We start from the raw sequence: 26,187 nt of genomic DNA on the forward strand, positions 1-26,187 counted from the left end.
TGAGGATAGCGACGAAGCCAGCGCGTGCCTACGATTCCCGCGACTGGCTATTTTTCAGCATCACCCTAATTAAATCCTGCTTGCTGCCGATAACTCGGGTACGGCCAAAGTAGCGACGAATCCAGAGCGGCCGAATTTAATCAGCCGTGGTTCGGGGAGCAGAGGATATGAGCAACTGGATGGTTTTTATGATCGTATGGGCGATGGTCGCAATGTGCGTGGTGTTGTTCATCCGCGGAGCTCAACCGCATGTGGAGCGTCCGGACGGTGAAAACCGTGGCGACAGCCGCGACATGAAGGGCGGCGCTTTCGCGCCTGGCGTGGACGTAGCGCGTTAAAGCGGGCGCTTGCAGGCCGCACCCCGCAGGCCGCTCCCTCGCGGCCTAGATGTCCAATGGATCGACCTCGACGTTCCATCGGATCAGGCCTTTCACCTTGATTCCGCGCAACGCCGGCTGCCACGCCCGCAGAGCGTTCTGCAACACCGCGCGTGAAGCGCATTCGAGCAGCAACTGCGCGCGATGCACGTTGAAGACCTTCACAATGGTCAGCGGCACCGCGTCATACACCGTCACCCGCTCGGTCCCGGCCAGCGCGGCAAACTCCGCCGCCGCCGCGCCCAAAAAGTCCAGCGCGACTTCAAGCGTCCTTCCCTCGGCCCGCAACATCGCCTGATAGACAAACGGCGGCAAATGCGCGTCGCGCCGTTCGGCCAGCGTCGAATTGGCGAAGCCGACGTAATCATGCCGGGCCAGCGCGTGATAAAGCGCGTGCCGTGCATAACGCGTCTGGATCATCACTTCCCCAGGCAATCCCGCGCGCCCGGCGCGCCCGCTTACCTGCATCAATTGTGCGAAAAGCCGCTCGCTGGCTCGAAAGTCGTGGGAAAAAAGCGCGGTATCGGCGTTGAGCACGCCGACCAGCGTCACGCGCTGAAAATCGTGCCCCTTCGCGATCATCTGCGTGCCGACAAGGATATCGACTTCACCGGCGTGGACATCGGAAAAGAGCGCTTGGGCGCTGCCTTTGCGCCGCGTGCTGTCGGCATCAATACGCAGAACCCGCGCGCCCGGCACCGCCGTCGCCAGCGTTTCTTCGACGCGTTGCGTGCCGCGCCCCATCGGAGCAATGTCAACGTTGCCGCAATCCGGGCAGGACTTCGGAATGCGCGATTCCCAGCCGCAGTGGTGACAGCGCAGCGCGCGCTCCGGCTTGTGGAGAACCACGTAGGCGCTGCATCGCGGGCAGCCTGCAACCCAGCCGCAGGCGTCGCAAGAAAGAATGGGCGCGTAGCCGCGCCGGTTGAGGAACACGAGGCTTTGCTCGCCGCGTTCGAGACGGGTTTTCATCGCAGCGATCAACGGCCCGGACAAGCCTTCCACCGACGCCCGTCCACGCTGCCTTTCCTCTTCCAGGTCGATTAGCCGCACGCTTGGCAGAACGGCTGTCGCCACGGCGCGGCGCGTGAGCGTGAGCCTGGTGTATCTGCCCTGCTCGGCCTGCCACCAGCTTTCCAGCGACGGCGTAGCGGACCCGAGTACAACGGGAATCTCGATTTCCTTCGCCCGATACACCGCCAGATCCCGCGCCGAATAGCGCAAGCCTTCCTGCTGCTTGTACGCGGGATCGTGTTCTTCATCCACGACGATCAACGCCAGCTTCGGCATCGATGCGAGTATGGCTAGCCGCGTGCCCAGCACGAGCCGCGCGCGGCCGATGTGCGCCGCGAGCCAGTTGCGCGCGCGCTCGCCTTCGGCCAGGCCGCTATGCATGGTGACGATGGCGCCTTCCGGCAACGCGGCGAACCGGGTGCGGAACGCGGCTTCGAATTGCGGCGTGAGATTGATTTCCGGGACAAGCACGAGCGCCTGGGCGTCGGGTCGTGCGGCAAGCAGATCAGCCAGCGCGTGGAGATAAACCTCCGTCTTGCCACTGCCCGTCACGCCATGCAGCAGGAACGCAGCAAAACCTTTCGCGTGCCGGATGGCATCGACGGCTTCGGTTTGTTCGGCCGTGAGTTGCGGCAAAAGCGCGCCGCCGGTATGAAGTAGTGCGGCCTTTTCGAGTTGCGATTCGAGCGCAATGTCCTCGGCCGGGACATCGCCTGTTTCCAGCCTTACCCAGCCGTGCGACTGCCATTCGTCCAGCGTCGCGCGGGCTTTCGGATGCAACGCGCGGGCATCGGCGGCCGGAAGGGTAGGATTTGCAGCCAATGCCCCGGCGAGACGGCGCAGCGCCGTTGCGCGCGCCGGCAACCCGTCAGGAAGATTGGCGCGCCCCTCGGCCGTCAACCTGTAGCGCTCTTCCGGCGCGAGCAACTTCGCCCAACGCGAGGCGTCGCGCAAGACTTGCGGCAGTGCGGGCAATGCCACTTCGCCCAAGCCGCGCTGATAATAATCCGCGGCAAAAAGCGTCAGCGCGCGCCACTCTTTTGCAAGCGGCGCCAGTGCGCTGCAAATGGCGGCGACGTCGCGTAGCTTATCCGCCGGCACGTCGCTGTGGTCCGTGACCTCGCAGATCATGCCGACTGCGTCGCGACGTCCGAACGGAATCCGCACCAGCATGCCGGGCAGCGGCGCGGATTCCAGGGTGTATCGATAATCGAAAAGCGTCGCCAGCGGATGATCCAGCGCGACGCGGACAAAGACGCTCAATTGCGGCACCACCCGCGCGTCATAGCGCCGCAATGTTTCCACGTGAACGTCAGCCTGAGCGCCGCGAAGTTAAAGTGAAACATCACAATCGCCGCTAAGCCATGGATTATTTTTGAGATTTCGCAGCTTTCCACAGCCCTGTGGATAACTTTGTTGAGAACTTTGATTGACACCCGCAAAAAACCTTGTTCTCGCTAGTTGTGTTCGGTACCCCACATAACGCACCAAATCAAGATATCTCTTATTAATCATGCACTTGATGTCACAATTCACAGCTTCGACCGGTAAGTTTGGTCTGAATTGAGGTTTGCGCGCCGCAACGTACAAAATGTGCATAAGTCAACCTTGACATTGGCCGAACAGCCGATCCACGGACGTTTCAAGGCACTATTGCCACCCGGCGAACCGTCTTGCGTAAGCTTTTCATGCCGCAAGGCAGCAATCTTTTTTGACCAGGCTTCAGTTCTTTAAACGAATCGCCCGGCTGTGCCGATGCACTTCATCAACCAGTTCAGCGACGTTTTCCGGATGCGTAAATTGGGAAATCCCGTGGCCCAGATTGAATACATGGCCTGGATGGTTGCCGAAGCTGTCGAGGACAGCGCGCGCCTCCGTTCGGATCACCGCAGGCGATGCAAACAACACAGTTGGATCGATATTTCCCTGCAACGCCACCTTGCCGCCCACCTTTTCCCGGGCCTGGCCAAGGTTCACGGTCCAGTCGAGGCCAACGGCATCCACGCCTATGGATGCAATCTGTTCAAGCCACAAGCCGCCGCCCTTGGTGAAGGTAATGACAGGCACCTTCACGCCGTCGTGTTCGCGCTTGAGGCCCGCGACGACCTTCGCAATGTACTCAAGGGAGAAGCGCTGATACGCGCCGTCGGCCAGTGCGCCGCCCCAGGTGTCGAAGATCATCACGGCTTGCGCACCCGCCTCGACCTGCGCGTTCAGGTACGCGGTCACGGCCTGCGCGTTGATGTCGAGAATGCGGTGCATCAGGTCGGGCCGCGTATAGGCCATCGCCTTGACCGTGTGATGATCGGGCGACCCGCCGCCTTCCACCATATAGCAGGCGAGCGTCCACGGACTGCCCGAAAAGCCGATCAGCGGCACTTTCTGGCGGCCTTGTGCGTCTGTCAATGCGCAGCGAATCTGCGATACCGCGTCGGTCACGTAACCCAGCGTGGCATCGATAGCCGGCACAGCCAGCTTCGCCACATCTTCCTCCGTGCGCACCGTACGCTCGAACCGGGGACCTTCGCCTTGCACGAAATTGAGTCCGAGCCCCATTGCGTCGGGAATGGTCAGGATGTCGGAGAAAAGAATCGCGGCGTCGAGCGGGAAACGGTCGAGCGGTTGCAACGTGACTTCTGTCGCGTAATCCGGATTGGTCGCGAGGCCGAGGAAACTGCCGGCGCGCGAACGCGTGGCGTTGTACTCGGGCAGGTAGCGGCCCGCCTGACGCATCAGCCAGATCGGCGTGTAGTCGGTCGGCTGGCGCTGCAGCGCGCGAAGGAAGGTATCGTTCAGAAGTGTGGAAGGCACGTGGCTCAAGCTCGGGCTTTGGGCAAAAGGCCATTCTACCGGAGGCGGCCACGGGAATTCGGCCACCTCTGCCGTGGCTCAAGTCCGGGGCATCAGCCAATATCCAATGCGCGGTTGCATCGATATGATCAGCCGCTCAAAACGTCCAACAAGGAGTATCGATGAGAGTCTTCGCCTTTTGCGCCGCCGTATCCGCCCTGGCCTTCGGCGTCGCTACCGGCGCATGCGCGCAGACCGTGCAGGCGGGCAGCATCACCGGCAAGCCCGCGGCGAGCGCGCCGTCCGTCAACACGGCGCCTGCTTCCCGGCTCGATGAAATCCTTGCGCGCGGCAGCTTGCGCATCTGCACGACAGGCGACTACAAGCCGCACTCGTTCCTGCGGCCGGACGGACAATTCGAAGGCATTGACATCGACATGGTGCAGAACCTCGCGCGTTCCCTGAACGTAAAACCGGAGTTCGTGAAGACGTCGTGGTCCAACCTGATGAGCGATTTCGTGGCGAAATGCGACATTGCGGTTGGCGGTGTTTCCGTCACGCTGGATCGCCAGAAGCGCGCGTTCTTCACGCAGCCATATATGGTCGACGGCAAGACGCCAATCGTCCGCTGCGCGGATGCCGATAAATATCAGACCGTTGAGCAGATCGATCAGCCGGGCGTGCGCACTATCGTGAATCCGGGCGGCACGAACGAGAAATACGCGAAGCAATTTCTCACGCACTCGCAATTGATTGAATATCCGGACAACGTGACGATCTTCAAGCAGATCCTCGATGGTCACGCCGACGTCATGGTCACCGACGCGTCCGAAACGCTGCTCCAGCAAAAACTCAACCCCGGCCTTTGCTCGGTGCATCCGGACAAGCCGTTTCAATTCGCCGAAAAAGCGTACTTGCTGCCGCGTGGGGACGTGGTGTTTCAGCAGTATGTGGACCAATGGCTGCATTTGTCGCGATCGACTGGCGAGTACCAGTCAATCTTCGATAAATGGCTCAAATAGTTAGCCCGTGACGCTTACAAATCCGCTCGTAAGCGTCACGTAATCCAATGGCGCTGGACGTCTAAAAGTCAACGCGGCGCGTGTAACAATTCACCGAAGCGTTTTGACGTTTTTTTCATCCATGTTTCCGCGGATTTTGAATGCGCCTGGATTCGTCCGAAGCCGTGCGTCATGTCGTGCGCATCAATTACTTCCACGCGGCCGCCGTTTGCTTCCAGAAAACGTGCAAATTCGTGGGCGTCGTCATAAAGCGGATCGTAGGCCGCGCCCACAATCAGCGCCCGCGCCGGCGTGCGATCGTACGACTCGGCGAGCGGAAACGCGCGGACGTCGTCGTCGGCGGGCGGCTGCGTGGTCAGGAATTGTGACCAGTACCACTTCATCTCTTCCGTGCTGAGGCCGGGCCCTTCGGCATTCGCGGTAAAGCTTCCGCCTTCGAAACGGCACCGCGCGACCGGATAGATCAGCAGTTGGGCGCTCACGAGGCCCGCCACGCGGTCGTTCGCCGCCCGCGCCGCAACTGCCGCGAGATGGGCGCCCGCGCTATCTCCGGCTACGCCAAGGCGCGTGGTGGCGAATCCCATCCGCGAACGATGCTCGGCGAGCCAAAGCAGCGCGTCCAGCGCGTCGTCCACGGGCGTGGGGAACGCGAACTCGGGCGCCAGCCGGTAATCCACGCTGACCACCGCGCAGTGCGAATCCAGCGCAAAGCGCGCGATCATCACGTCATGCGTGTCCAGATCGCCGAGAACCCAGCCGCCGCCGTGAAAATAAACGACGAGCGGCAGCGCCACGCTGGCAGGCTCCGGCCGATACACGCGCGCCCGCAGGTCACGCCCATCAAGGGGCAACACGATCTCATCCACCTTGACGCCGGCGGGACGCGGCGTTGCGAACGCGCGCGCCACGTCCTGGAACTGCTGGCGCATGGCCCGCGCATCGGCGTTGGCGGGAAGTTTGGGAAAAGCTTCAGCGACCTTCGCGTAATACGCGAGCAGGTCTGCGTCGATGGTCATGCGGATTGTCTCCATGCGAGTGTTGCAGTCCGATCAGTTCAGCGGATTTCGATTGTGCTTAAAATCAAGAAAATGCGCTCGAAGCGGTCGTGATTAAAAACACTGATTAATACGTCTATAGACAATTTTTCGACGAAAACAGCTCGAAGCCTTGCGGTTCAAGGGTTACAACCTGAAACACTTTGTTACGGCGATGCCTGAATTATTCGCCCACAATCACTTCAACGGTCTCAACACATATGTGATCGAGTTCAATGTGGGTAAAGAGCAACACGCCTGCTTGCGCTTGTCGGTCGGAAAGGTTCCGAAACCCAATGTCTGGGACATGTTTGTTGGGCTCGTTGGTCGAGAAAAAGCATCTCGACCCTTCCCACCTTTGGTCTCCTCGCGCTAACCCCGTAGCGTGTGGTTTTTAGCGGGCTCCAGGCCCGCTTTTTTTTCGTCTGCACAAACGTTTGCGTGGAAATGAAATGGTCGCCGCGATTGTTCCGGCGGCCATTTTTTATACGCTCGCAAACGGATCTCAGGCGGTTTTTGCCTCCGTGACCTTCAGTTCATCAATCATCTTCGCGCGCATGATGAACTTCTGGACCTTCCCGGTGACGGTCATGGGAAGTTCATCTACGAAACGGATGTGTCGCGGGATCTTGTAGTGCGCGATTTGCCCTTGGCAAAACTCGCGAATGTCTTCCGGCGTAGCGAACTCGCCCTGTCGAAGAACAATCCACGCGCATACTTCCTCGCCGTATTTTTCATCGGGAACGCCGAAAACTTGCGCAGACTGGATCTTTGGATGGCGGAACAGAAATTCTTCAATCTCGCGCGGATAAATGTTCTCGCCGCCGCGGATCAGCATGTCCTTCAACCGTCCGACAATGTTGCAATATCCTTGCGCATCGAGCGTGGCGAGATCGCCGGTGTGCATCCAGCCGTCGATAATCACTTCTTGCGTCTTCGCTTCGTCGGCCCAATAGCCTTTCATCACCGAATAGCCGCGCGTACAAAGTTCGCCCGTCTCGCCAACCGGGACGATTTCGCCAAGCGGATCAACGAGCTTCACTTCCAGATGCGGCTGGATCCGGCCGACGGTTGTCGTGCGTTTATCGAGTGGATCGGTGGTCGAGCTTTGGAACGATACCGGGCTCGTCTCCGTCATCCCATACGCGATGGTGATCTCGCGCAGGTTCATCTTTGCGACCACGCGTTTCATGGTTTCGATAGGACAAGGCGAGCCCGCCATGATGCCGGTGCGCAAGCGGCTCAGGTCGTACTGACCGAAGGTTGGGAGATCCAATTCGGCAATGAACATGGTCGGGACGCCGTGAAGCGCGGTGCAGCGTTCTTCATCTACGGCGGCAAGTGTGGCAGCAGGATCGAACGCTTCGCCGGGAAAGACCATCGCCGCGCCCACCGATACACACGCCAAAACCGCCAGCACCATGCCAAAGCAGTGATAAAGCGGCACGGGAATGCAGAGCGAATCCTGCTCGGTAAGCAACATCGAGTGCGCGATATAGCGGCCGTTGTTCAGCACGTTGTGATGCGTGAGCGTCGCGCCCTTGGGATTGCCGGTCGTGCCGCTCGTGAACTGGATGTTGATGGGATCGAACGCGCTGAGTTTTGATTCCAGTGCATCGAGTTGCGTTCGGTCAAGCCGTTCGCGGCCGCGCGACATGACATCGGGGAAACGCAGCATGCCGGGCGTCGAGCCTTCGCCCATGCGGATCACGGCTTTCAAATCAGGGAATCGGGCGGCGTTGAGAAAACCGGGCTCAGCCGTCGCGAGTTCTGGCGCGAGCGTTTGCAACATCTCCAGATACTTCGATGACTTGAACTGTTCCGCCGCAATCAACGCCTTGCAGCCGACCTTGTTCAGCGCATATTCCAGCTCGGCCAGCCGATACGCCGGATTGATGTTCACCAGGATCGCGCCGATCCTCGCAGTGGCGAATTGCGTCAGCAGCCACTCGGCACGATTCGGCGACCAGATACCAACCCGATCGCCCGCCACAACGCCGAGTTGCAGCAGGCCCGACGCGAGGACATCCACTTCATTGACGAATTCGCGCCATGTCCAGCGAACGTTCTGCTCGCGAAAAACCACGGCCGGACGGTCGGGATATCGGGCGGCGGTATCGAGGAGAAAGCGTGAAACCGTCGCTTCGCTAAGCGGGATATCGGTCGAGCCGCGAACGTAGGACAGGCCGTCGAGTGGTTCGATCTGTGGCCCGGTGTGCGTCGATGGGGTAGCCATGTCGAAGGTCTCCTCCGTTGATGTGGAACGCTGCGCGGCGTGGGGGCGTGAAAGCCATTCGGAAGGCTAATTGTGCATCGCGCGGAAGATGCACGGCATTGAGTGTTACCCGCAATGAGCGGTGAATACGTGCCTGTTGGATATGCAGAAATGCACGGACAGATGCTCGCCGCGGCCATAAAAAAAGCAGCCCGAAGGCTGCTTTTTCCCGAAGCTGAAACTACTGAAAAGCTTAATGCTGACCGCGAATTTTCCGCAGCCGTTGAATCGCCGCGATCTGAGCCGTCGCGTACGCGAGTTCCGCTTGCGCGGTTGCGTACTCGAGGTTCGAACCGGTGTTCTGCAGCGCTTCTTCCGCGCGCTTCTTCGCTTCGACTGCCTTGGCTTCGTCGAGATCCTGACCACGGATCGCGGTATCGGCGAGAACCGTTACCACACCCGGCTGAATCTCAAGAATACCGCCCGCGACGAACACAAACTCTTCCTCGCCGTTCTCCGCTTCAATGCGCACCGCACCCGGACGAATCCGCGTGATCAGCGGCGTGTGGCCCGGCAAGATACCGAGTTCACCTGCTTCGCCCGGCAGCGCAACGAACTTCGCCCGGCCGGAAAAAATCTGCTCTTCCGCGCTGACGACGTCTACTTGAATAGTTGCCATATCGACTCCAATAGGGCGCGGTCTTTTTACAGTTCCCGCGCCCAGCCCGCTTTACTGAATCTTCTTGGCCTTTTCAAAGGCTTCGTCGATGGTGCCGACCATGTAGAACGCCTGCTCCGGCAGATGATCGCACTCGCCTTCAACGATCATCTTGAAGCCGCGGATGGTTTCCTTCAGCGGCACGTACTTGCCGGGCGAGCCCGTGAAGACTTCCGCGACGTGAAACGGCTGCGACAGGAAACGCTGGATCTTGCGAGCGCGCGCAACCGCGAGCTTGTCTTCCGGCGCGAGTTCGTCCATGCCCAGAATCGCGATAATGTCGCGCAATTCCTTGTAGCGCTGCAGCGTTTGCTGCACGCCGCGCGTGATGTTGTAGTGCTCTTCGCCAATCACGTTCGGGTCGATCTGACGCGAGGTCGAATCGAGCGGATCCACAGCCGGATAAATACCCAGCGAAGCAATGTCACGCGACAACACGACCGTTGCGTCCAGGTGACCGAAGGTGGTCGCCGGCGACGGGTCGGTCAAGTCATCGGCGGGAACGTACACGGCTTGCACCGAGGTGATCGAGCCGGTTTTCGTCGATGTAATCCGTTCCTGCAGACGGCCCATTTCTTCAGCCAGCGTAGGCTGATAACCCACAGCCGATGGCATACGTCCCAGGAGAGCCGACACTTCCGTACCAGCCAGCGTGAAACGGTAGATGTTGTCCACGAAGAACAGCACATCCAGACCTTCGTCGCGGAAATGCTCGGCCATTGTCAGGCCCGTCAGCGCCACGCGCAGACGGTTGCCCGGCGGCTCGTTCATCTGGCCGTACACCAGCGCGACCTTGTCCAGAACGTTCGAATCCTTCATTTCGTGATAGAAGTCGTTCCCTTCGCGGGTACGCTCGCCAACACCGGCGAACACGGAATAACCGCCGTGCTCTTTAGCGATGTTGTTGATCAGTTCCATCATGTTCACGGTCTTGCCCACGCCGGCGCCGCCGAAGAGGCCAACCTTGCCGCCCTTTGCAAACGGGCAGATCAGGTCGATCACCTTGATGCCGGTTTCGAGCAGTTCCGTTGAAGGCGACAGTTCGTCGAACTTCGGCGCCTTCTGGTGAATCCCGCGCGTCACGTCCGTGTTGATCGGGCCGGCTTCGTCGATAGGACGACCCAGCACGTCCATGATGCGGCCAAGCGTCGGCTTGCCGACCGGCACGCTGATGGGCTTGCCCGTGTTCTTCACGACCGTGCCACGGCGCAATCCGTCCGATGCACCCAGACAAATGGTCCGGACCACGCCGTCGCCCAGCTGTTGCTGGACTTCAAGCGTCAGTTCCGAGCCTTCCAAAACGAGCGCGTCGTAAATCCTCGGCATGTCGGCACGCGGGAATTCCACGTCGATCACTGCGCCGATGCACTGTACGATCTTGCCTTCTACCAAAGCAGTAGTACTCATCGCATTTCCTTTAGATACTTGATTCTTCACTCGCGCGACAGGCGCAGTTCGATTCGACGCCTGGACGATCAACCGACCGCTGCAGCGCCACCGACGATCTCTGACAATTCCTTCGTAATCGCTGCTTGCCGGCTCTTGTTGTACACGAGCTGCAATTCGCCGATCACGGTCTTCGCGTTATCCGACGCGGCCTTCATGGCGACCATGCGAGCCGATTGCTCCGACGCCATGTTTTCCGCCACGGCCTGATACACGAGTGCTTCCACATAACGCACGAGCAGTTCGTCGACCACGGTCTGCGCATCCGGTTCGTAGATGTAATCCCACGAGGTTTTCGGCGTGACCGGTTCGCTGGTCTTGTCGAGGCCGTCCTTGCGCGCGAAATCGCTTGCCGACAACGGCAGCAACTGTTCGATCACGGCTTCCTGCTTCATCGTGTTGACGAAGCGCGTGAACGCCAGATAAACCGCGCTGATCTTGCCTTCCGAATACAGGTCGAGCTGAACCTTGATCGCGCCGATCAGCTTTTCCAGGTGCGGCGTGTCGCCGAGCGCCGTAACTTGCGACACGGTCTTGGCCTTCAGCCGGTTCAGGAAGCCCAGACCCTTGCTGCCAATCGCGGATGCTTCAACCGTCTGCCCTTTCTGCTCCAGCTCCTTGAACTTCAGGAGCGCGGCGCGAAGGATGTTCGTGTTCATGCCACCGCACAGACCTTTATCGGTCGTGACGAGGATCATGCCGGCCGCTTTCGCGCCCTTGTTCTCAACCATGAACGGATGGCGATACTCAGGCGTCGCAGCGCTCATGTGTGCGGCAACTTCGCGGATCTTGTCGGCATATGGACGAGCTGCGCGCATGCGCTCCTGCGCGCGGCGCATTTTCGACGCAGCCACCATTTCCATAGCCTTGGTGATCTTGCGCGTGTTTTGCACGCTCTTGATCTTGCCGCGGATTTCCTTCATTCCAGCCATTGCTTACTCCTCGATCGAAGTGGCGCGGGATGCTTCATTTGTTCCAGAAGCGGCCCGCGCCGCTTCAAATTTCGACCAAATCCGAAGATCGGTACCGAAATCAATAAGCGCCCGACTTCTTGAAGTCCTTCAGCGCGGTATGCAATGCGCCGTCGTCGTCCTTCGACAAGTCCTTGTTATCTTCAATGCGCTTGATCATGTCCGCGTGCTTCGTCTTCAAATAGTCGCGAAGACCCTTTTCGAACGGCAGTACCTGAGCAACTTCGAGATCGTCCAGATAACCGTTGTTCGCGGCGAACAGCGAGATAGCGAGTTCCCACACTTGCAGCGGCTGATATTGCGGCTGCTTGAGCAATTCCGTCACGCGGCGGCCGCGCTCCAGTTGCTTGCGGGTCGCTTCGTCAAGGTCCGACGCAAACTGCGAGAACGCAGCCAGCTCACGATACTGCGCGAGGTCGGTACGAATACCGCCCGACAGCTTCTTGATGACCTTGGTCTGCGCTGCGCCACCGACTCGCGACACGGACACACCCGCGTTGATCGCAGGACGGATACCGGCGTTGAACAGGTCGGTTTCCAGGAAGATCTGGCCGTCGGTAATCGAGATCACGTTCGTCGGAACGAACGCAGTCACGTCGCCAGCTTGCGTTTCGATGACCGGCAATGCAGTCAGCGAACCGCTCTTGCCCTTCACTTCGCCGTTTGTGAACTTCTCGACGTAGTCTTCCGACACGCGAGCAGCACGTTCCAGCAGACGCGAGTGCAGATAGAACACGTCGCCGGGATACGCTTCACGGCCCGGCGGACGGCGCAGCAACAGCGAAATCTGACGATACGCCCAGGCTTGCTTGGTCAAATCGTCATATACGATCAGCGCGTCCTGACCGCGATCGCGGAAGTATTCGCCCATCGTGCAGCCGGCGTACGGCGCCAGATATTGCATGGCGGCCGATTCCGAAGCCGAAGCCGCGACCACGATCGTGTATTCCAGCGCGCCGGTTTCTTCCAGCTTGCGAACCACGTTCATGATCGACGAAGCCTTCTGGCCAATCGCAACGTAGATACAGAAGAGGTTCTTGCCCTTCTGGTTGATGATCGCGTCAATGGCGACAGCCGTCTTGCCGCACTGGCGGTCGCCAATGATCAGCTCGCGCTGGCCACGGCCAACCGGCACCATTGCGTCGATGGATTTGAGGCCCGTTTGCACCGGCTCCGAAACCGACTTGCGCCATATCACGCCCGGCGCGATCTTTTCGACAGCGTCGGTCATCTTTGCGTTGACCGGACCCTTGCCGTCGATCGGGTTGCCCAAAGCGTCGACCACGCGGCCGAGCAGTTCCGGGCCAACCGGCACTTCGAGAATGCGGCCCGTCGTCTTGACGATGTCGCCTTCCGAAATGTGTTCGTATTCGCCCAAAATCACGGCGCCAACCGAATCGCGCTCGAGGTTCAGCGCGAGGCCGAAGGTGTTGCCCGGGAATTCGAGCATTTCGCCCTGCATCACGTCCGACAAACCGTGAATACGCACGATACCGTCGGTCACGGAAATCACAGTGCCTTGGTTGCGAACATCGGAGCTCGCTTCCAGGCCCTGGATCCGGCTCTTGATCAGCTCGCTGATCTCAGAGGGATTGAGTTGCATTAGTCACTCCAGATAGTCAATTCTTAACCGCTCAGGCGCACAAGGCGTCAGGCGGACAGCGCCGTCTGCATGCTCGCGAGGCGCGCGCGGACCGAGGTATCGAGTACTTCGTCGCCTACCGTCACGCGAACGCCGCCGATCAGCGACTTGTCGACTTCAACAGTAGGTTTCAGCTTGCAATGGAACTTGCGTTCGAGATTCGCGACAAGGTCGGTCAACTGTGCGCCTTCCAGCGGGAACGCGCTGACAATCAGCGCATCGGCCGCACCTTCGCGGGAATTCTTCAGCTCGTCGAACTGCACGGCAATTTCGGGCATCAGCGTCAGCCGATGGTTGTCCACCAGCATCTGCACAAAGTTCTTCGCCTCCGGCTGCTTGGCGAGCGGGGATTTCACCGCCGACAACAACAGCTCGCTGACTTGGTCGCGGCTCACTTTCGGGCTCGTCGCGATGGACAGCACTTCAGGCAGACGCGCAACCTGAGCCAGCTCCTCGACGAAGTCAGACCAGGCGGCGAGCTCACCCGCTTCGGCCACGCGGAACAAAGCTTCAGCGTACGGTCGGGCGATGGTTGCAAGTTCGGCCATGATCAGAGCTCGGTTTTGAGTTGATTCAGCATGTCGGCGTGAACCGATTGATCGACTTCGCGCTTCAGGATCTGCTCGGCGCCCTTCACGGCCAATGCCGCGACTTCGCCGCGCAATGCTTCGCGCGCTTTCACGATTTGCTGGTCTGCGTCGGCTTTCGCTTGTGCAATGATGCGCGCAGCTTCGGCCTGAGCGTTAGCCTTGATTTCGTCGGCGACAGCCACTGCACGCTTTTCGGCGTCCGCAATGCGCTGCTGGCCGTCGTTACGGGCTTGCGCGAGTTCCTGGTCGACGCGCTTATGTGCGGCTTCGAGTTCGGCCTTGCCCTTCTCGGCGGCTGACAAGCCGTCGGCGATCTTCTTCGAGCGCTCATCCAGGGCGTTGATCAACGGCGGCCACACGAACTTCATCGTGAACCACGCGAGGATCAGAAACACGACCATTTGCGCAAACAGGGTTGCGTTGAGATTCACGGTGTTTCCTTAAACGTTGCTAATCCGGAGAGTGAAACGGCAAGGCGCCTGATCGAGGGTTGCATCGCGAGCTTGCATCGCGAGGAGTACATCGACTAAGCGCCGTCGCCCGTTCCGTCCTGCACTTGACGCCCCAAGGCTCAAGCGCACACTTCCGAGGAAACTCAGCCTGCGGCGAGCTTCGACAGCAGCGGGTTTGCGAACGCAAACAGCATTGCCACACCAACGCCGATCAGGAACGCCGCGTCAATCAGACCAGCCAAGAGGAACATCTTGGTTTGCAGCGGGTTCATCAGTTCCGGCTGGCGGGCACATGCTTCAATGTACTTGCCGCCCATCAGGCCGATACCGATACAGGCGCCGATTGCACCCAGGCCGATGATGATGCCGATACCGATGGCGGTCAGACCCTGGATGTTGGCGATGAAAGCGTTCATGACTACTCCTATGTGAAAAGACTTTGGAACTTAGATTTATAAAAAATTGAAACTCGATACGGATTCTGCTGTGGTTTGCCGCCGCGCTGTCTTGCAGCGGCCTACCGGACTACTGTGCATCTTCCCTGCTTAGTGCGCGTCATGTGCCTGGCCGAGATACACCAGCGTCAGCATCATGAAAATAAACGCCTGCAGCAGCACGATCAGAATGTGGAAGATCGCCCAGACCGTTCCCGCAACCACGTGGCCCAGGAAGCCGAGGACAGAAGCGTCCGCGCCGAAGTGCCACATGCTGCCGAGCAGGGCGATCAGCAGGAACAACAGTTCGCCTGCGTACATGTTGCCGAACAGCCGCATGCCGAGGGAAACCGTCTTGGCGACGAACTCGATGATGTTCAGTGCAAGATTCGGGATCCACAGGAGCGGATGCGCGCCGAACGGAGCCGAGAGCAGTTCGTGCACGAAGCCGCCGGCGCCCTTGATCTTGAAGTTGTAGTAAATCATCAATACGAACACGCCGATCGCAATACCCAGCGTGCCGTTCAGGTCGGCCGTCGGGACCACGCGCATATGCGGGAACGTCTCGGTCAGGCCAAGCCAGCCAATCACGCGCGTGGGTAGATCAACGGGGATGAAGTCGAGCGAGTTCATGAGCGCGACCCACACGAACACCGTGAGTGCGAGCGGGGCGATAAAGCGGCGGTTGCCGTGGATCATTGACTTCGACTGGTCTTCGACCATCTCGACCAGCATCTCGATTGCGCACTGGAAGCGTCCCGGCACGCCGGACGTGGCCTTACGCGCGGCCAGACCAAGAATGATGATGGTGACGACGCCGCAAACGATCGACCAGAACAACGTGTCGAGATTCCAGACGTGGATGTCGAAAATCGACGTCTGCGAAGAAGTGGAGAGATTCTGCAAATGGTGCGCGATGTACTCCGACGGATCCATCGCGTGCGTTCCTTCGCTAGCTGCCATAACTTTAAAGCCACCCAAATTGTCGAAAATCGTTCGCTGCCCGTGTGATCCTCAAACCGCCACGTCGGGCGGTCCGCAGGGCACGAACCCGCGTGCAGGAGATGAAGCAGTCCGCACGTATTAATCTGCTCTATTGCCGTCAGCAGGTCACTTACCTGACACGTCAAGTCTGTCAGTTGCGCCTTACTTCCAGGCCATTGCTATCCAGTACGTCTTCAGTGCAATGAGGTACGTCACCAGCAGCGGTATCCAAAGAACGCCCTTGAAACCGTACGCAATGGCGACGAACATCGCAATCGTCGCACCCATCTTCATGGCTTCGCCGATCACCCAGCTCGCTATGGTTTCAGCGCCGCTCTTCGCCTTCAGCCGTGCTGCGAACAACGCGCTCGGCACCCAGCAAATCGCGCCTCCGAGGAACGCGGAAAGCGCTACAGCGCCCGGCACAGCAGTACCCGGCGGGCTGTAAAACAGCCACCAGACCAACGTCGCAACCAGGGACAAAACCATTTGCGCCGCCACAACCTTAAACGGCGTGACACGCGATGAACGACTCACCTCGGGACCAAACAGCGTCTCCGCCTCTGCCCGCGTCAGCGGAACAGTATTGTTATCTTTCGCCTCGGCGTCCCACGAATCGTCGAACGGATGATTCGACGTGTGGCTCGCCTGACCTTGCGAAACCGGTGTGGAATTTGAACTGGTTGGAGCACGGCCAGTCAAATTTGCGGCAGGGCCTGAAACATGCCCTTCGTTTCCGCCTTCCGGCGCTCGATCCTGCTCTCGCACCGCCATCACACATCTCACTAAAGTCAGTCACAACCTGCGCATTTGCCGTTAATTTGCTGCCGGATTCAGCAACAACTTACGCTGCGCTTTCGGGGTCGCTAAGCTGTTAAATCCGGGCGATTGTAAGCGATTGTTGTCACGGATTCAATAGCTTAGGGTCATCAAAAAACAACCGGCGACGACTGAAAAAACCGTCTCAAATCAGAGATTTCGCTTGTATGAACAACGACTGCGGCCGCGACTAAAAGGAGGCCAAAGTTGCGTCTGTTTTCAGTGCGCACCCCTCCCCTGAATCGCTCAGACGAGCCACGCTCCGACTATTGCGGCGACGATCCAGAACGGGATCGAGATGAGATGGAACGGTCCCCACATGCCGCGCTCGCCCGACAAACGCACCGCAATCAAATTGGCGAGCGAGCCAATCGCGATTCCGAATCCGCCGACGCTCACACCAAATGCCAGCGCGCGCCAGTCTTTCGAGAATTCGGCGAGCATGATCGCGGCAGGCACGTTGCTGATTCCCTGCGATAACACCGCGCCAGCCGCATACGCCTTGAGCGGGGTATCGAGGCCAAGGCTCGCAATCGCGTGATGCACCCACGGCAATGCAGCCACGCTGCGCAGCACAATGAACATCAGCACGAAGATCAGCAGCAACAGCCAGTCGATCTTCAGCACGACCTGACGCCGCCACAGCAAAAATCCGATTCCGACAGCGGCGAGACTGAGGCCCGCGTGGTGCGCATCGGCGAGAACGACGAACGCGATAAACGCCACGCCCGCGACCGAGCACAACGGGACATCGACTTTGTGTGATTCCTTGTCGCCGGAAAGATCGAGCGGACGATTGTGGAACATCAACGCGGCGAGCACGTACAACATAGCCACGAGGGCCGCGCACAAAGGCAGGAGCGCCCACACGAACGCGCCGAACGACACGCCGCTGGTTTGCCAGAGGAACAGGTTTTGGGGATTGCCGAGCGGCGTCAGGATCGACCCGGCATTCACGGCTATCGCGATGAAAATCACGAGGCGCTTGATGGGAAGCGGCGCGAGTTTATGCAGCGAAAGCGTGAGCGGCACGACGGCAAAGAGCGCGACATCGTTGGTAAGCAGCGTGGACAGCGCGGCGGCGAGGCCAATCAGGAGGAAAGCGAGGCCACGCTCGCCATGGATCCGATGCACAACGCGATGCGCCATCCACATCAGGAAACCGGACAATTCGACGGCTTTCGTGAGCATCAATAAACCGGCGAGCGTCAGCACGGTCTGCCAGTCGATCAACGTGGGCAAATCGGCCCACGGCTTGGGATGCACAAGCTGGAGCGCAATCAACGCCGCGATCAGGATCGCGAGAACCGGCTCTTTCGCGATCAGCGCCCATGCTTTTGATGCCGCCAGATTCAACCGGGCAGGCTTTGCGTCCGCTGGCGGCTGCATCTGGCTAAGCTTGCGCCGCCGATGCGTTGTCCGTGGCCGGCACCTTGTCGCTGACGACGCCAGTACGCAAGCGCCCCAGAATGCCTTCGAGTGCGTCGAGATCGCCGAAATCGATCTGCAGCTTGCCGCGCCCTCGCCCGCCCATCTTGATCTTCACGTTGGCGGACAACAGGTCCGAGAGTTCTTCTTCGAGCCGGCGCGTGTCGCGGCCGCCGTCGTTGGCGAGGCGTGCTTTGGTGGCGGGCGCTTCCTTGGTCGTCGATGAAACCAGCTTCTCTGTCTCGCGCACCGACATGCGCTTGTTCACCACCTGATTGGCAAGCTGGATCTGCGTGGCGGCGTCGACGGCGAGAAGCGCGCGTGCGTGGCCCATGTCGAGATCGCCAGCAAGCAGCATGGTTTGAACCGGCGTGGCGAGGTTCAGCAAGCGCAACAGATTCGATACAGCGCTTCGCGAGCGCCCAACCGATTCGGCAGCTTGCTCGTGCGTGAAATTGAAATCGTCGAGCAGACGCTGGATGCCTTGCGCTTCTTCCAGCGGATTCAAATCCTCACGCTGGATGTTTTCGATCAGCGCCATGGCCGCGGCGGCCTGATCCGGCACGTTTTTCACGAGCACCGGCACTTCTTCGAGTCCGGCCAGCTTCGCCGCGCGAAAACGCCGTTCGCCCGCGATGATCTCGTAGCGGTCGTCGCCAATGGAACGCACCAGGATCGGCTGCATCACGCCTTGCGAGCGAATGCTCGACGCAAGCTCCTGCAGCGCGCCCTCGTCCATGCGCGTACGCGGCTGGTATTTGCCGGCTTGCATGGAGTCGAGGCGCAGCACGCTGGGCTGGCCCTCGCTTCGAACGGCCTCGGTGATATCCGAACTGCCGCCCAAGAGCGCTTCGAGCCCGCGTCCCAGACCCTTCTTTTTCATCGTCGCGTTCATCTTGCTTCCTCGTTCCGCCATCTTGCCGCCCTGTCCGTTAAAGCGCGCGTACGCGCTCGATCATTTCCGTGCCGAACTGGATATACGCCTGCGCGCCACGCGACGCCCGGTCGAACACCACGCCAGGCAATCCGTAGCTGGGCGCTTCCGCCAGACGGACATTTCGCGGAATGACAACGTCAAAAAGCTTGTCGCCGAAATGCTGTTTCAACTGATCGGATACCTGTTGCTGCAACGTGATCCGCGGATCGAACATCACGCGCAACAATCCGATCACTTTCAGATCGCGATTCAGATTCGCGTGAACCTGCTTGATCGTGTTGACCAGATCCGACAAACCTTCGAGAGCGAAGTATTCGCATTGCATGGGAATGACAACGCCATGCGCTGCGCATAACCCGTTCAACGTCAGCAGCGACAACGCCGGCGGACAGTCGATGAGGATGAAATCGTAGTCGGCCTCGACCTCGGCCAGCGCGCGACGCAGCACGCGCTCACGATTTTCCACGCCTACGAGCTCAACCTCCGCCCCTGCAAGTTCTCGGTTCGCCGGCAAGACGTCGTATTTCACCGCGTCAGTACGGGTACGCGCCTCGCGCACCGTGACGCCGTTCACAAGCACTTCATAGACAGTATTCTCGACGGCGGCTTTGTCGATACCGCTTCCCATCGTGGCATTGCCTTGAGGATCGAGGTCGATCAACAAGACGCGCTGATCCAGCGCCGCGAGGCTTGCCGCTAGATTGACCGCCGTCGTGGTCTTTCCAACGCCGCCCTTTTGGTTCGCGACGCAGAAAATCTTCGCCATCTTGATATGTCCCTTCTTTGCTGACTGGACTTCGGGCTTGCTTGAGATGTCGACAGCAGTGTTCAAGGTTGGGCCGCTCCGATTTCAATTTCGATCAGGTGGCGCTCGGCGTCGAGCATGGGCACGCGCAAGCGCTCGATACTAAGGACTTTCACATCGGCGGGAAGACGCTCGATCTCGCCTTCGGGCCGAACGCCTTTCATCGCCCAGATGCGACCGTTGTCGGCAACCAGATGACGCGCAAGTGTAACGAAGTCGGAGAGCTCTGCGAACGCGCGCGAGACGATTACGTCGAAAAGACCTGAGACTTCTGCACCCGGACGCAGATTCTCGACGCGCCCCGTCACGACGGACAGATTCGTGAGCCCAAGTTGAAGCTTCGCTTGTGATTGAAATGCGGTTTTCTTGTGAACAATATCGTTCAGCGTGATCTGCCAGTCGGGCAGCACGATCGCCATCACGATGCCCGGCAATCCACCGCCCGATCCGACATCCAGTGCTGTTAGGGCGCGGCCCTGTTGCGCGATATGCGGAATGATCGCAAGCGAATCCAGGATGTGCTGGATCAGCATCTGACGGGGATCGCGAATCGCGGTGAGGTTATACACCGCGTTCCACTTGCCGAGCAGCGCAACGTAATCGAGCAGCTTCTGGCGCTGCGTCTGCGTTACGTCAATTGCGAGTTCCTTAATTCCCTCGTCCAGAAGCGTGCTGAGCCCGGTCTTGCCGGTGTTGCGCTGCATCACGACGCGGATCGAGCGTCATCGCGCCCTACCCGGTTGTTTCCCGTGGAATTATCTTTGCGGCCGAATGTGCGTTTCAGATGAACCATCAACAAGGAAATAGTCGCGGGCGTAATGCCAGAAATGCGCGATGCCTGCCCGATTGTCTCCGGACGATGCTGAATCAGCTTTTGACGCGCCTCGAATGAAAGCCCACGTACTTCGGCGTAGTCGAACTCGTCGGGAAGACGCGTGTTTTCGTGCGAACCGTTTCGCTCGATCTCCCCGGCTTGCCGATCAATGTAGCCTTGATACTTCACCGCGATCTCAATTTGCTCCTCGATCTGTCCGAGCAAGACTGGATCTTCCGCGAGCGGCGTTTGCGGTCCGGAAGTGTTGCCGCGCAGCGCGCATACATCTGCGTATTTCACGCCAGGGCGTCGCAGCAATTCCGCAAGACTGTATTCATGATCAATGGCTTTGTCGAGTAATGCGATAGCCTCGTCAACGGGCAACGTCTTCGGCGTGACCCACGTAGTCTTGAGGCGCTGTGTTTCACGTGAAACAGCATCGCGCTTTGCGTTGAAGACGTTCCAACGCGCATCATCGATAGCGCCAAGTTTCCGACCAATCTCCGTCAGGCGCATGTCCGCGTTGTCTTCACGCAGCGAAAGCCGATATTCCGCACGGCTCGTGAACATGCGATAAGGCTCCGAAACGCCCTGCGTGACAAGATCATCTACAAGGACGCCAAGATAAGCTTCATCCCGGCGTGGGCACCAAGCGTCCCGGCCGCTGACTTGGAGCGCGGCGTTTATACCCGCCAACAAGCCTTGAGCGCCCGCTTCTTCGTATCCCGTCGTACCGTTGATTTGTCCTGCGAAGAACAATCCATCGATTACTTTCGTCTCAAGCGACGCCTTCAGGCCCCGCGGATCGAAGTAGTCGTATTCAATGGCGTAGCCTGGACGCAGGATATGCGCGTGTTCCAAACCTTTCATTGATCGGACCAACTCCAGTTGGACGTCAAATGGCAAACTCGTGGAGATCCCGTTCGGATAAACCTCATTCGTCGTCAGTCCTTCAGGCTCCAAGAAGATCTGATGCGAGTCCTTCGACGCAAACCGATGAATCTTGTCTTCAATCGACGGACAGTACCTCGGACCAACACCTTCGATCACGCCGGTGTACATCGGCGAGCGGTCCAATCCAGAACGGATAATGTCGTGCGTGCGCTCATTAGTATGCGTAACCCAGCATGGAACCTGGCGCGGATGCTGTTCAACGCGACCAAGAAACGAGAAAACCGGAATTGGATCAAGATCGCCCGGTTGTTCTTCCAGTTTCGAATAGTCGATCGTACGGCCATCAATGCGCGGCGGCGTGCCCGTTTTCAACCGGCCTTGCGGAAGCTTCAGTTCCTTTAACCGTGCCGACAAAGACACTGCAGCCGGATCTCCCGCCCGTCCGCCGGTGTAGTTATTCAAACCCACGTGAATCTTCCCGTCGAGGAAAGTCCCGGCTGTAAGCACGACAGCCCTCGCCCGGAACTGCACGCCAACCTGAGTTACCGCGCCAACAACCCGGTCGCCGTCGACCATCAAGTCCTCTACGGCTTGTTGGAAGAGCCACAAGTTCGGTTGATTCTCAAGCCGATGGCGGATCGCCTGCTTATACAGAACGCGATCGGCCTGCGCACGCGTTGCGCGCACGGCCGGCCCTTTCGACGAATTCAATATCCTGAACTGGATGCCCGCTTCGTCTGTTGCTGCGGCCATTGCGCCGCCAAGCGCATCGATTTCCTTGACCAGATGCCCTTTGCCGATACCGCCTATCGACGGATTGCAACTCATCTGGCCCAGCGTTTCGATGTTATGTGTCAGCAAAAGCGTGGCCGCGCCCATTCGAGCGGAGGCCAATGCCGCTTCGGTTCCAGCGTGACCGCCGCCAACGACGATCACATCGAATTCAGTTGGATAAAGCATGGATTCCCGCGCGAGGTGGCGGACCTTCGAAAGAGATATCGAAGAATTATACCGGTTAGCTTTTGCCTCGGATTCGGCCCTAAACCGCATGAGCAAAAAAATGGCGTGTTTCACGTGAAACACGCCCGTTCGAATCGGCACGGAATCGTCGCTATGCGACTTTTTTTGCCAAGCCTAGATAGGTTTCGATGACTCTGGGGTCGTGCGCCAATGCGGTCGCAGCCCCTTCCATTGCAAACTCCCCGGTTTCGAGCACATATCCGTAATCGGAAATCTGAAGCGCAGCCCGTGCGTTTTGTTCGATAAGCAAAGTGGCAACGCCCGTCTGACGAAGCGCGCTGATGATGTGGAAAATCTCCTTAACGATCAACGGCGCAAGTCCCAGGCTGGGTTCATCGAGCATGACGAGATCGGGTTTGCCCATCAACGCACGCCCAACGGCGAGCATCTGCCGCTCACCGCCGGATAGAGTGCCAGCAGCCTGCTTGCGTCGCTCTTTCAATCGGGGAAACAAGTCGAACACGTGATCAAGTTGATCGAGATAGTGGCGCTCACCCGCCCGCTTCCGCCGATACGCGCCCAGCACCAGATTGTCCTCGACGGTCATACTCGCGAAGAGTTCGCGTTTTTCCGGGACAAGACACATTCCACGTGAAACACGTTTTTCAATGGGAAGCGCAGAGATATCTTCGCCGCCGTAGCGAATCACGCCCTTAGCGTATCCCGCCGATGGCAACGCACCCATGATCGCGTTAAGTAAAGTGGACTTCCCCGCGCCATTAGGTCCGATTACGGAAACGATCTGCCCTGCGTCGACCACAAGTTTTCCATTATGAAGGGCTTCGACCTTGCCGTATCGAACGGACAAACCGTCTACCTGAAGGACTGCATCGGCCATTAATCCACTCCACCCAAATAAGCTTCCAGCACGGCCGGATCCTTTTGCACGTCCTGCGGCAAACCCTCCGCGATCCGCGTACCAAATTCCATTACTACAAGACGGTCGGTGAGGTTCATCACAAAATCCATGTCGTGCTCCACAAGAAGAATGCTCATGCCTTCGGCTTTTAAGCGTCGCAATAAATCCGCGAGTTGCTGTTTCTCCTGATAGCGCAAACCCGCTGCCGGTTCGTCCAGCAATAACAAACATGGATCACAACATAGTGCGCGGGCGATTTCGAGTATTCGCTGCTGGCCCAGCGCCAGACTTCCGGCTTCATCGTAGAGATGCTTTTCCAAGCCTACGCGCTTGATTTGTTTTGCCGCCTCTGCCATGAGCCGCGTCTCTTCCGCCGCGTTCAATCGAACCACGCTGCGCCAGACGCCCGTCTTGCCGCGCAGGTGCGCGCCAATAGCGACGTTCTCAAGCACCGTCATGCCCGATAGCAATCTCACATGTTGGAACGTTCGTCCGATACCCCGCTTGACGATTTCACGTGACGTCAGCGCATCGATACGCTCGCCCTGAAACGTAATCGCGCCGCTCGTGGCCTGCAATACGCCGGTCACCAGGTTGAACGTGGTGGACTTCCCCGCCCCGTTAGGACCAATCAAGCCGATGATCTCGCCCGCCTTCACCTGAAAACTGACGTCGTTGACGGCGACCAGACCGCCGAACTGCTTGCGGGCTTTATCGACGACCAGCAGCGGCTCGCCTGCAACCGGCTTGACGCGCTGGGGCAACGCGTCAGCGTGACCGGGAACGCGAGCACGCGGGCCGCTGGGAAACAGCCGCGCCACAAATGGCCAGACGCCTTGCCGCGCGTACTGCAACAACAACACCATCAATACGCCAAAGACGATGATTTCGAAATTTCCGTTCGACCCAAGCAATTTAGGCAGCAACGTCTGCAGGTAATCCTGCAGAACGGTGAGGATCGTCGCGCCGAGCACCGCACCCCATACGTGCGATACGCCGCCCACGACCGCCATGAACAGGAACTCGATGCCGTGGTTCAGGCCGAACGGCGTCGGGTTCACCGCGCGCTGCAAATGCGCGTAGAGAAAACCCGAGATAGCCGCGAGCACGGCGGCGTAGACGAAGATCACCACGCGCATCCACGCGGTGTTCACACCCATGGCCTCGGCCATTGTGCCGCCGCCGCGCAACGCGCGGATTGCCCGGCCCGGCCGGCTATTGAGCAGGTTTTGAACCGATACGACCGCCAGCAGCACCACGACCCAGATCAGGTAATAGATCGAGCGTCCCGACTCGAGATGCCATCCGAAAAGATTAAGAATCGGAATGCCGTTGATGCCGTCGTACTTGCCAAGGAATTCGAGGTTTCCGAACAGGAAAAACAATGACAAACCCCACGCAATCGTGCCAAGCGGCAGGAAATGCCCGGAAAGGCGCATGGTCACCATGCCAAGCAGCAACGCGATTACCGCCGTCAACACCACGCCCACGATCAACGCAAGCCACGGCGACACGCCAAACTGCGTGGTGAGATAGGCCGTCGAGTAAGCGCCCACGCCCACGAACGCCGCCTGGCCGAAGCTCGTCATCCCACCAATGCCGGTCAGCAGCACGAGCCCGATAGCGACAATGGAATACAAGCCGATGTAATTGAGCAGCGTGATCCAGTACTCGGGCATGCGCACAGGCTGCGGCAGAACGGGCAGAACAAACACCAGCACCAGGAACACGACGAACAACTTCTTCTGCATCAGGAATTTCATCGCGTCACTCCTCTTCTTCATCCGAATGCGGGCTTGCGAGACTCCGCCACAACAGCACCGGAATGATCAGCGTGAACACGATCACCTCTTTATAAGCGCTCGCCCAGAATGACGAATACGATTCCAGCAATCCGACCAGCAGCGAGCCGGCCGCCGCGAGTGGATAACTCACCAGACCGCCCACGATCGCGCCCACGAATCCCTTCAAGCCAATAAGAAACCCCGAGTCGTAGTAGATAGTCGTGATCGGCGCGACGAGAATGCCGCAGAGCGCGCCCAGACCGGCCGCAAGCGTGAACGCCAGCCTGCCAGCCTGCGTCGTGCCAATGCCCACCAGACGCGCGCCAAGCCGGTTCACGGAGGTCGCGCGTAGCGCCTTCCCGGAGAGGGTTCTATCGAAGTAGAAGTACAGCGCGACGATCAACACAACCGCCGTGCCGACCACCCAGATACTCTGCCCCGAGATGGACACGCTACCAAGATTGAAGCTTGCGTCAGAGAACGCGGTTGTGCGCGAACCTTCCGCGCCGAACATGACGAGGCCCAAGCCGACCATCGCGAAATGCACCGCGACCGCCACGATCAGCAGCAGCAACGTGCTGGCTTCGGCAATCGGTTCATATGCCAGCCGATACACGAACGGTCCCATTGGAATCACGATCAGCAGCGTCAATGCAATCTGCGCGATCATCGGCAGCGGCTGTGCAGCGACACTTCGCGTAAGCGCATACACAGCGATAGGAAACAGCAAATACTTGCCCGCAAGAATGGCGAGCGTCCGGCCGATCTGCCTATGCCGCGATGGATGCCGCGCGATCCCCGCTATTTCGGCGACAAAGCAGCCCACGCCCATTGCGACAAGCAGCCAGCATGTAGCCGGCAGCTTCTGCGTTTGCAGCGCGGCGAGCGTCAAGGCGCCGTACGCCACGAACTCGCCTTGCGGAATGAAAATGACACGCGTCACCGAAAACACCAGGACCAGCGCGAGCGCGAGTAATGCGTAGATCGCGCCCGTGGTGATGCCGTCTTGCGCGAGAATCGCCGCAATCGATAAGTCCATACTTCCTCTTTGAGAACATTCTGAAACGAGGCTGCCGGATCAGCCCATCGAAAGCATGGCCTGTCGCTGTACGCGAAACGCTCAGGCCATTAGCAAAGC

General features: G+C 59.1%; 23 protein-coding genes. 2 read left to right on the plus strand and 21 right to left on the minus strand.

The window, feature by feature from the left end:
• Window positions 1-167 precede the first annotated feature (167 nt).
• Window positions 168-338, plus strand: coding sequence for a hypothetical protein (locus tag ACRWA7_RS32945; protein ID WP_157766590.1), 171 nt, complete (start codon window positions 168-170; stop codon window positions 336-338).
• A gap of 45 nt (window positions 339-383) precedes the next feature.
• Here ACRWA7_RS32945 and ACRWA7_RS32950 read toward each other — a convergent pair whose 3' ends face one another.
• Together ACRWA7_RS32950 and hemE are read right to left on the minus strand one after the other, a co-directional pair.
• Window positions 384-2,696 carry a primosomal protein N' gene (locus ACRWA7_RS32950; protein ID WP_438394861.1) on the minus strand — a complete coding sequence of 771 codons (2,313 nt, stop codon included), beginning with the start codon at window positions 2,694-2,696 and terminating at the stop codon, window positions 384-386.
• A gap of 417 nt (window positions 2,697-3,113) precedes the next feature.
• A complete protein-coding gene (gene hemE, locus ACRWA7_RS32955) occupies window positions 3,114-4,202 on the minus strand; it encodes a uroporphyrinogen decarboxylase (protein WP_438394862.1) in 1,089 nt (362 codons plus the stop codon).
• A gap of 161 nt (window positions 4,203-4,363) precedes the next feature.
• On the opposite strand from hemE, the gene ACRWA7_RS32960 reads away from it, so the two are divergent.
• The gene (locus tag ACRWA7_RS32960; RefSeq protein WP_438394864.1) at window positions 4,364-5,203 is read left to right on the plus strand and encodes a transporter substrate-binding domain-containing protein; all 840 of its coding nucleotides are present in this window, start codon (window positions 4,364-4,366) and stop codon (window positions 5,201-5,203) included.
• Between the two features lie 68 nt (window positions 5,204-5,271).
• On the opposite strand, the gene ACRWA7_RS32965 is transcribed toward ACRWA7_RS32960, so the two are convergent.
• From ACRWA7_RS32965 to ACRWA7_RS33055, 19 genes are all read right to left on the minus strand, one after another.
• Complete coding sequence (locus ACRWA7_RS32965; RefSeq protein ID WP_438394865.1) at window positions 5,272-6,219, minus strand: alpha/beta hydrolase; 948 nt, start codon at window positions 6,217-6,219, stop codon at window positions 5,272-5,274.
• Window positions 6,220-6,742: 523 nt separating this feature from the next.
• Window positions 6,743-8,473, minus strand: a complete 1,731-nt coding sequence (locus ACRWA7_RS32970) for an AMP-binding protein (protein ID WP_438394866.1) — start codon at window positions 8,471-8,473, stop codon at window positions 6,743-6,745.
• Between the two features lie 232 nt (window positions 8,474-8,705).
• Window positions 8,706-9,131: a F0F1 ATP synthase subunit epsilon gene (locus ACRWA7_RS32975; RefSeq protein ID WP_056356279.1), complete on the minus strand. Its 426-nt coding sequence runs from the start codon at window positions 9,129-9,131 to the stop codon at window positions 8,706-8,708.
• A 51-nt stretch (window positions 9,132-9,182) separates the two neighbouring features.
• Window positions 9,183-10,577, minus strand: a complete 1,395-nt coding sequence (gene atpD, locus ACRWA7_RS32980) for a F0F1 ATP synthase subunit beta (RefSeq protein WP_060817613.1) — start codon at window positions 10,575-10,577, stop codon at window positions 9,183-9,185.
• Between the two features lie 68 nt (window positions 10,578-10,645).
• Window positions 10,646-11,548, minus strand: coding sequence for a F0F1 ATP synthase subunit gamma (atpG, locus tag ACRWA7_RS32985; protein WP_060817612.1), 903 nt, complete (start codon window positions 11,546-11,548; stop codon window positions 10,646-10,648).
• A gap of 100 nt (window positions 11,549-11,648) precedes the next feature.
• Window positions 11,649-13,190, minus strand: a complete 1,542-nt coding sequence (atpA, locus tag ACRWA7_RS32990; RefSeq protein ID WP_060817611.1) for a F0F1 ATP synthase subunit alpha — start codon at window positions 13,188-13,190, stop codon at window positions 11,649-11,651.
• A gap of 47 nt (window positions 13,191-13,237) precedes the next feature.
• Window positions 13,238-13,777 carry a F0F1 ATP synthase subunit delta gene (locus ACRWA7_RS32995; RefSeq protein WP_047895195.1) on the minus strand — a complete coding sequence of 180 codons (540 nt, stop codon included), beginning with the start codon at window positions 13,775-13,777 and terminating at the stop codon, window positions 13,238-13,240.
• A gap of 2 nt (window positions 13,778-13,779) precedes the next feature.
• The gene (locus tag ACRWA7_RS33000; RefSeq protein ID WP_060817610.1) at window positions 13,780-14,250 is read right to left on the minus strand and encodes a F0F1 ATP synthase subunit B; all 471 of its coding nucleotides are present in this window, start codon (window positions 14,248-14,250) and stop codon (window positions 13,780-13,782) included.
• A 164-nt stretch (window positions 14,251-14,414) separates the two neighbouring features.
• Window positions 14,415-14,687: a F0F1 ATP synthase subunit C gene (atpE, locus tag ACRWA7_RS33005; RefSeq protein ID WP_047895197.1), complete on the minus strand. Its 273-nt coding sequence runs from the start codon at window positions 14,685-14,687 to the stop codon at window positions 14,415-14,417.
• Between the two features lie 129 nt (window positions 14,688-14,816).
• The gene (atpB, locus tag ACRWA7_RS33010) at window positions 14,817-15,668 is read right to left on the minus strand and encodes a F0F1 ATP synthase subunit A (protein ID WP_060817609.1); all 852 of its coding nucleotides are present in this window, start codon (window positions 15,666-15,668) and stop codon (window positions 14,817-14,819) included.
• A gap of 183 nt (window positions 15,669-15,851) precedes the next feature.
• A complete protein-coding gene (locus tag ACRWA7_RS33015) occupies window positions 15,852-16,463 on the minus strand; it encodes an ATP synthase subunit I (RefSeq protein WP_438394870.1) in 612 nt (203 codons plus the stop codon).
• A 291-nt stretch (window positions 16,464-16,754) separates the two neighbouring features.
• Window positions 16,755-17,897, minus strand: a complete 1,143-nt coding sequence (locus ACRWA7_RS33020; protein WP_438394872.1) for an SLC13 family permease — start codon at window positions 17,895-17,897, stop codon at window positions 16,755-16,757.
• Between the two features lie 4 nt (window positions 17,898-17,901).
• On the minus strand, window positions 17,902-18,831 hold the full coding sequence (locus tag ACRWA7_RS33025) for a ParB/RepB/Spo0J family partition protein (protein ID WP_438394874.1): 930 nt from the start codon (window positions 18,829-18,831) through the stop codon (window positions 17,902-17,904).
• Window positions 18,832-18,868: 37 nt separating this feature from the next.
• A complete protein-coding gene (locus tag ACRWA7_RS33030) occupies window positions 18,869-19,639 on the minus strand; it encodes a ParA family protein (protein WP_060817793.1) in 771 nt (256 codons plus the stop codon).
• 62 nt (window positions 19,640-19,701) lie between these two features.
• Window positions 19,702-20,382, minus strand: a complete 681-nt coding sequence (rsmG, locus tag ACRWA7_RS33035) for a 16S rRNA (guanine(527)-N(7))-methyltransferase RsmG (protein ID WP_438394875.1) — start codon at window positions 20,380-20,382, stop codon at window positions 19,702-19,704.
• On the minus strand, window positions 20,382-22,346 hold the full coding sequence (gene mnmG, locus ACRWA7_RS33040) for a tRNA uridine-5-carboxymethylaminomethyl(34) synthesis enzyme MnmG (RefSeq protein WP_438394876.1): 1,965 nt from the start codon (window positions 22,344-22,346) through the stop codon (window positions 20,382-20,384). Before mnmG ends, rsmG begins: the two co-directional genes overlap by 1 nt.
• A 151-nt stretch (window positions 22,347-22,497) precedes the next feature.
• Window positions 22,498-23,244, minus strand: coding sequence for an ABC transporter ATP-binding protein (locus tag ACRWA7_RS33045; RefSeq protein WP_438394878.1), 747 nt, complete (start codon window positions 23,242-23,244; stop codon window positions 22,498-22,500).
• A complete protein-coding gene (locus tag ACRWA7_RS33050) occupies window positions 23,244-25,028 on the minus strand; it encodes a branched-chain amino acid ABC transporter ATP-binding protein/permease (RefSeq protein ID WP_438394879.1) in 1,785 nt (594 codons plus the stop codon). Before ACRWA7_RS33050 ends, ACRWA7_RS33045 begins: the two co-directional genes overlap by 1 nt.
• Window positions 25,029-25,032: 4 nt before the next feature.
• Window positions 25,033-26,088 carry a branched-chain amino acid ABC transporter permease gene (locus ACRWA7_RS33055; protein WP_060817601.1) on the minus strand — a complete coding sequence of 352 codons (1,056 nt, stop codon included), beginning with the start codon at window positions 26,086-26,088 and terminating at the stop codon, window positions 25,033-25,035.
• Window positions 26,089-26,187 lie beyond the last annotated feature (99 nt).

The organism is Caballeronia sp. DA-9 (genome assembly GCF_051615025.1).
GTDB classification, from domain to species: Bacteria; Pseudomonadota; Gammaproteobacteria; order Burkholderiales; family Burkholderiaceae; genus Caballeronia; species Caballeronia sordidicola.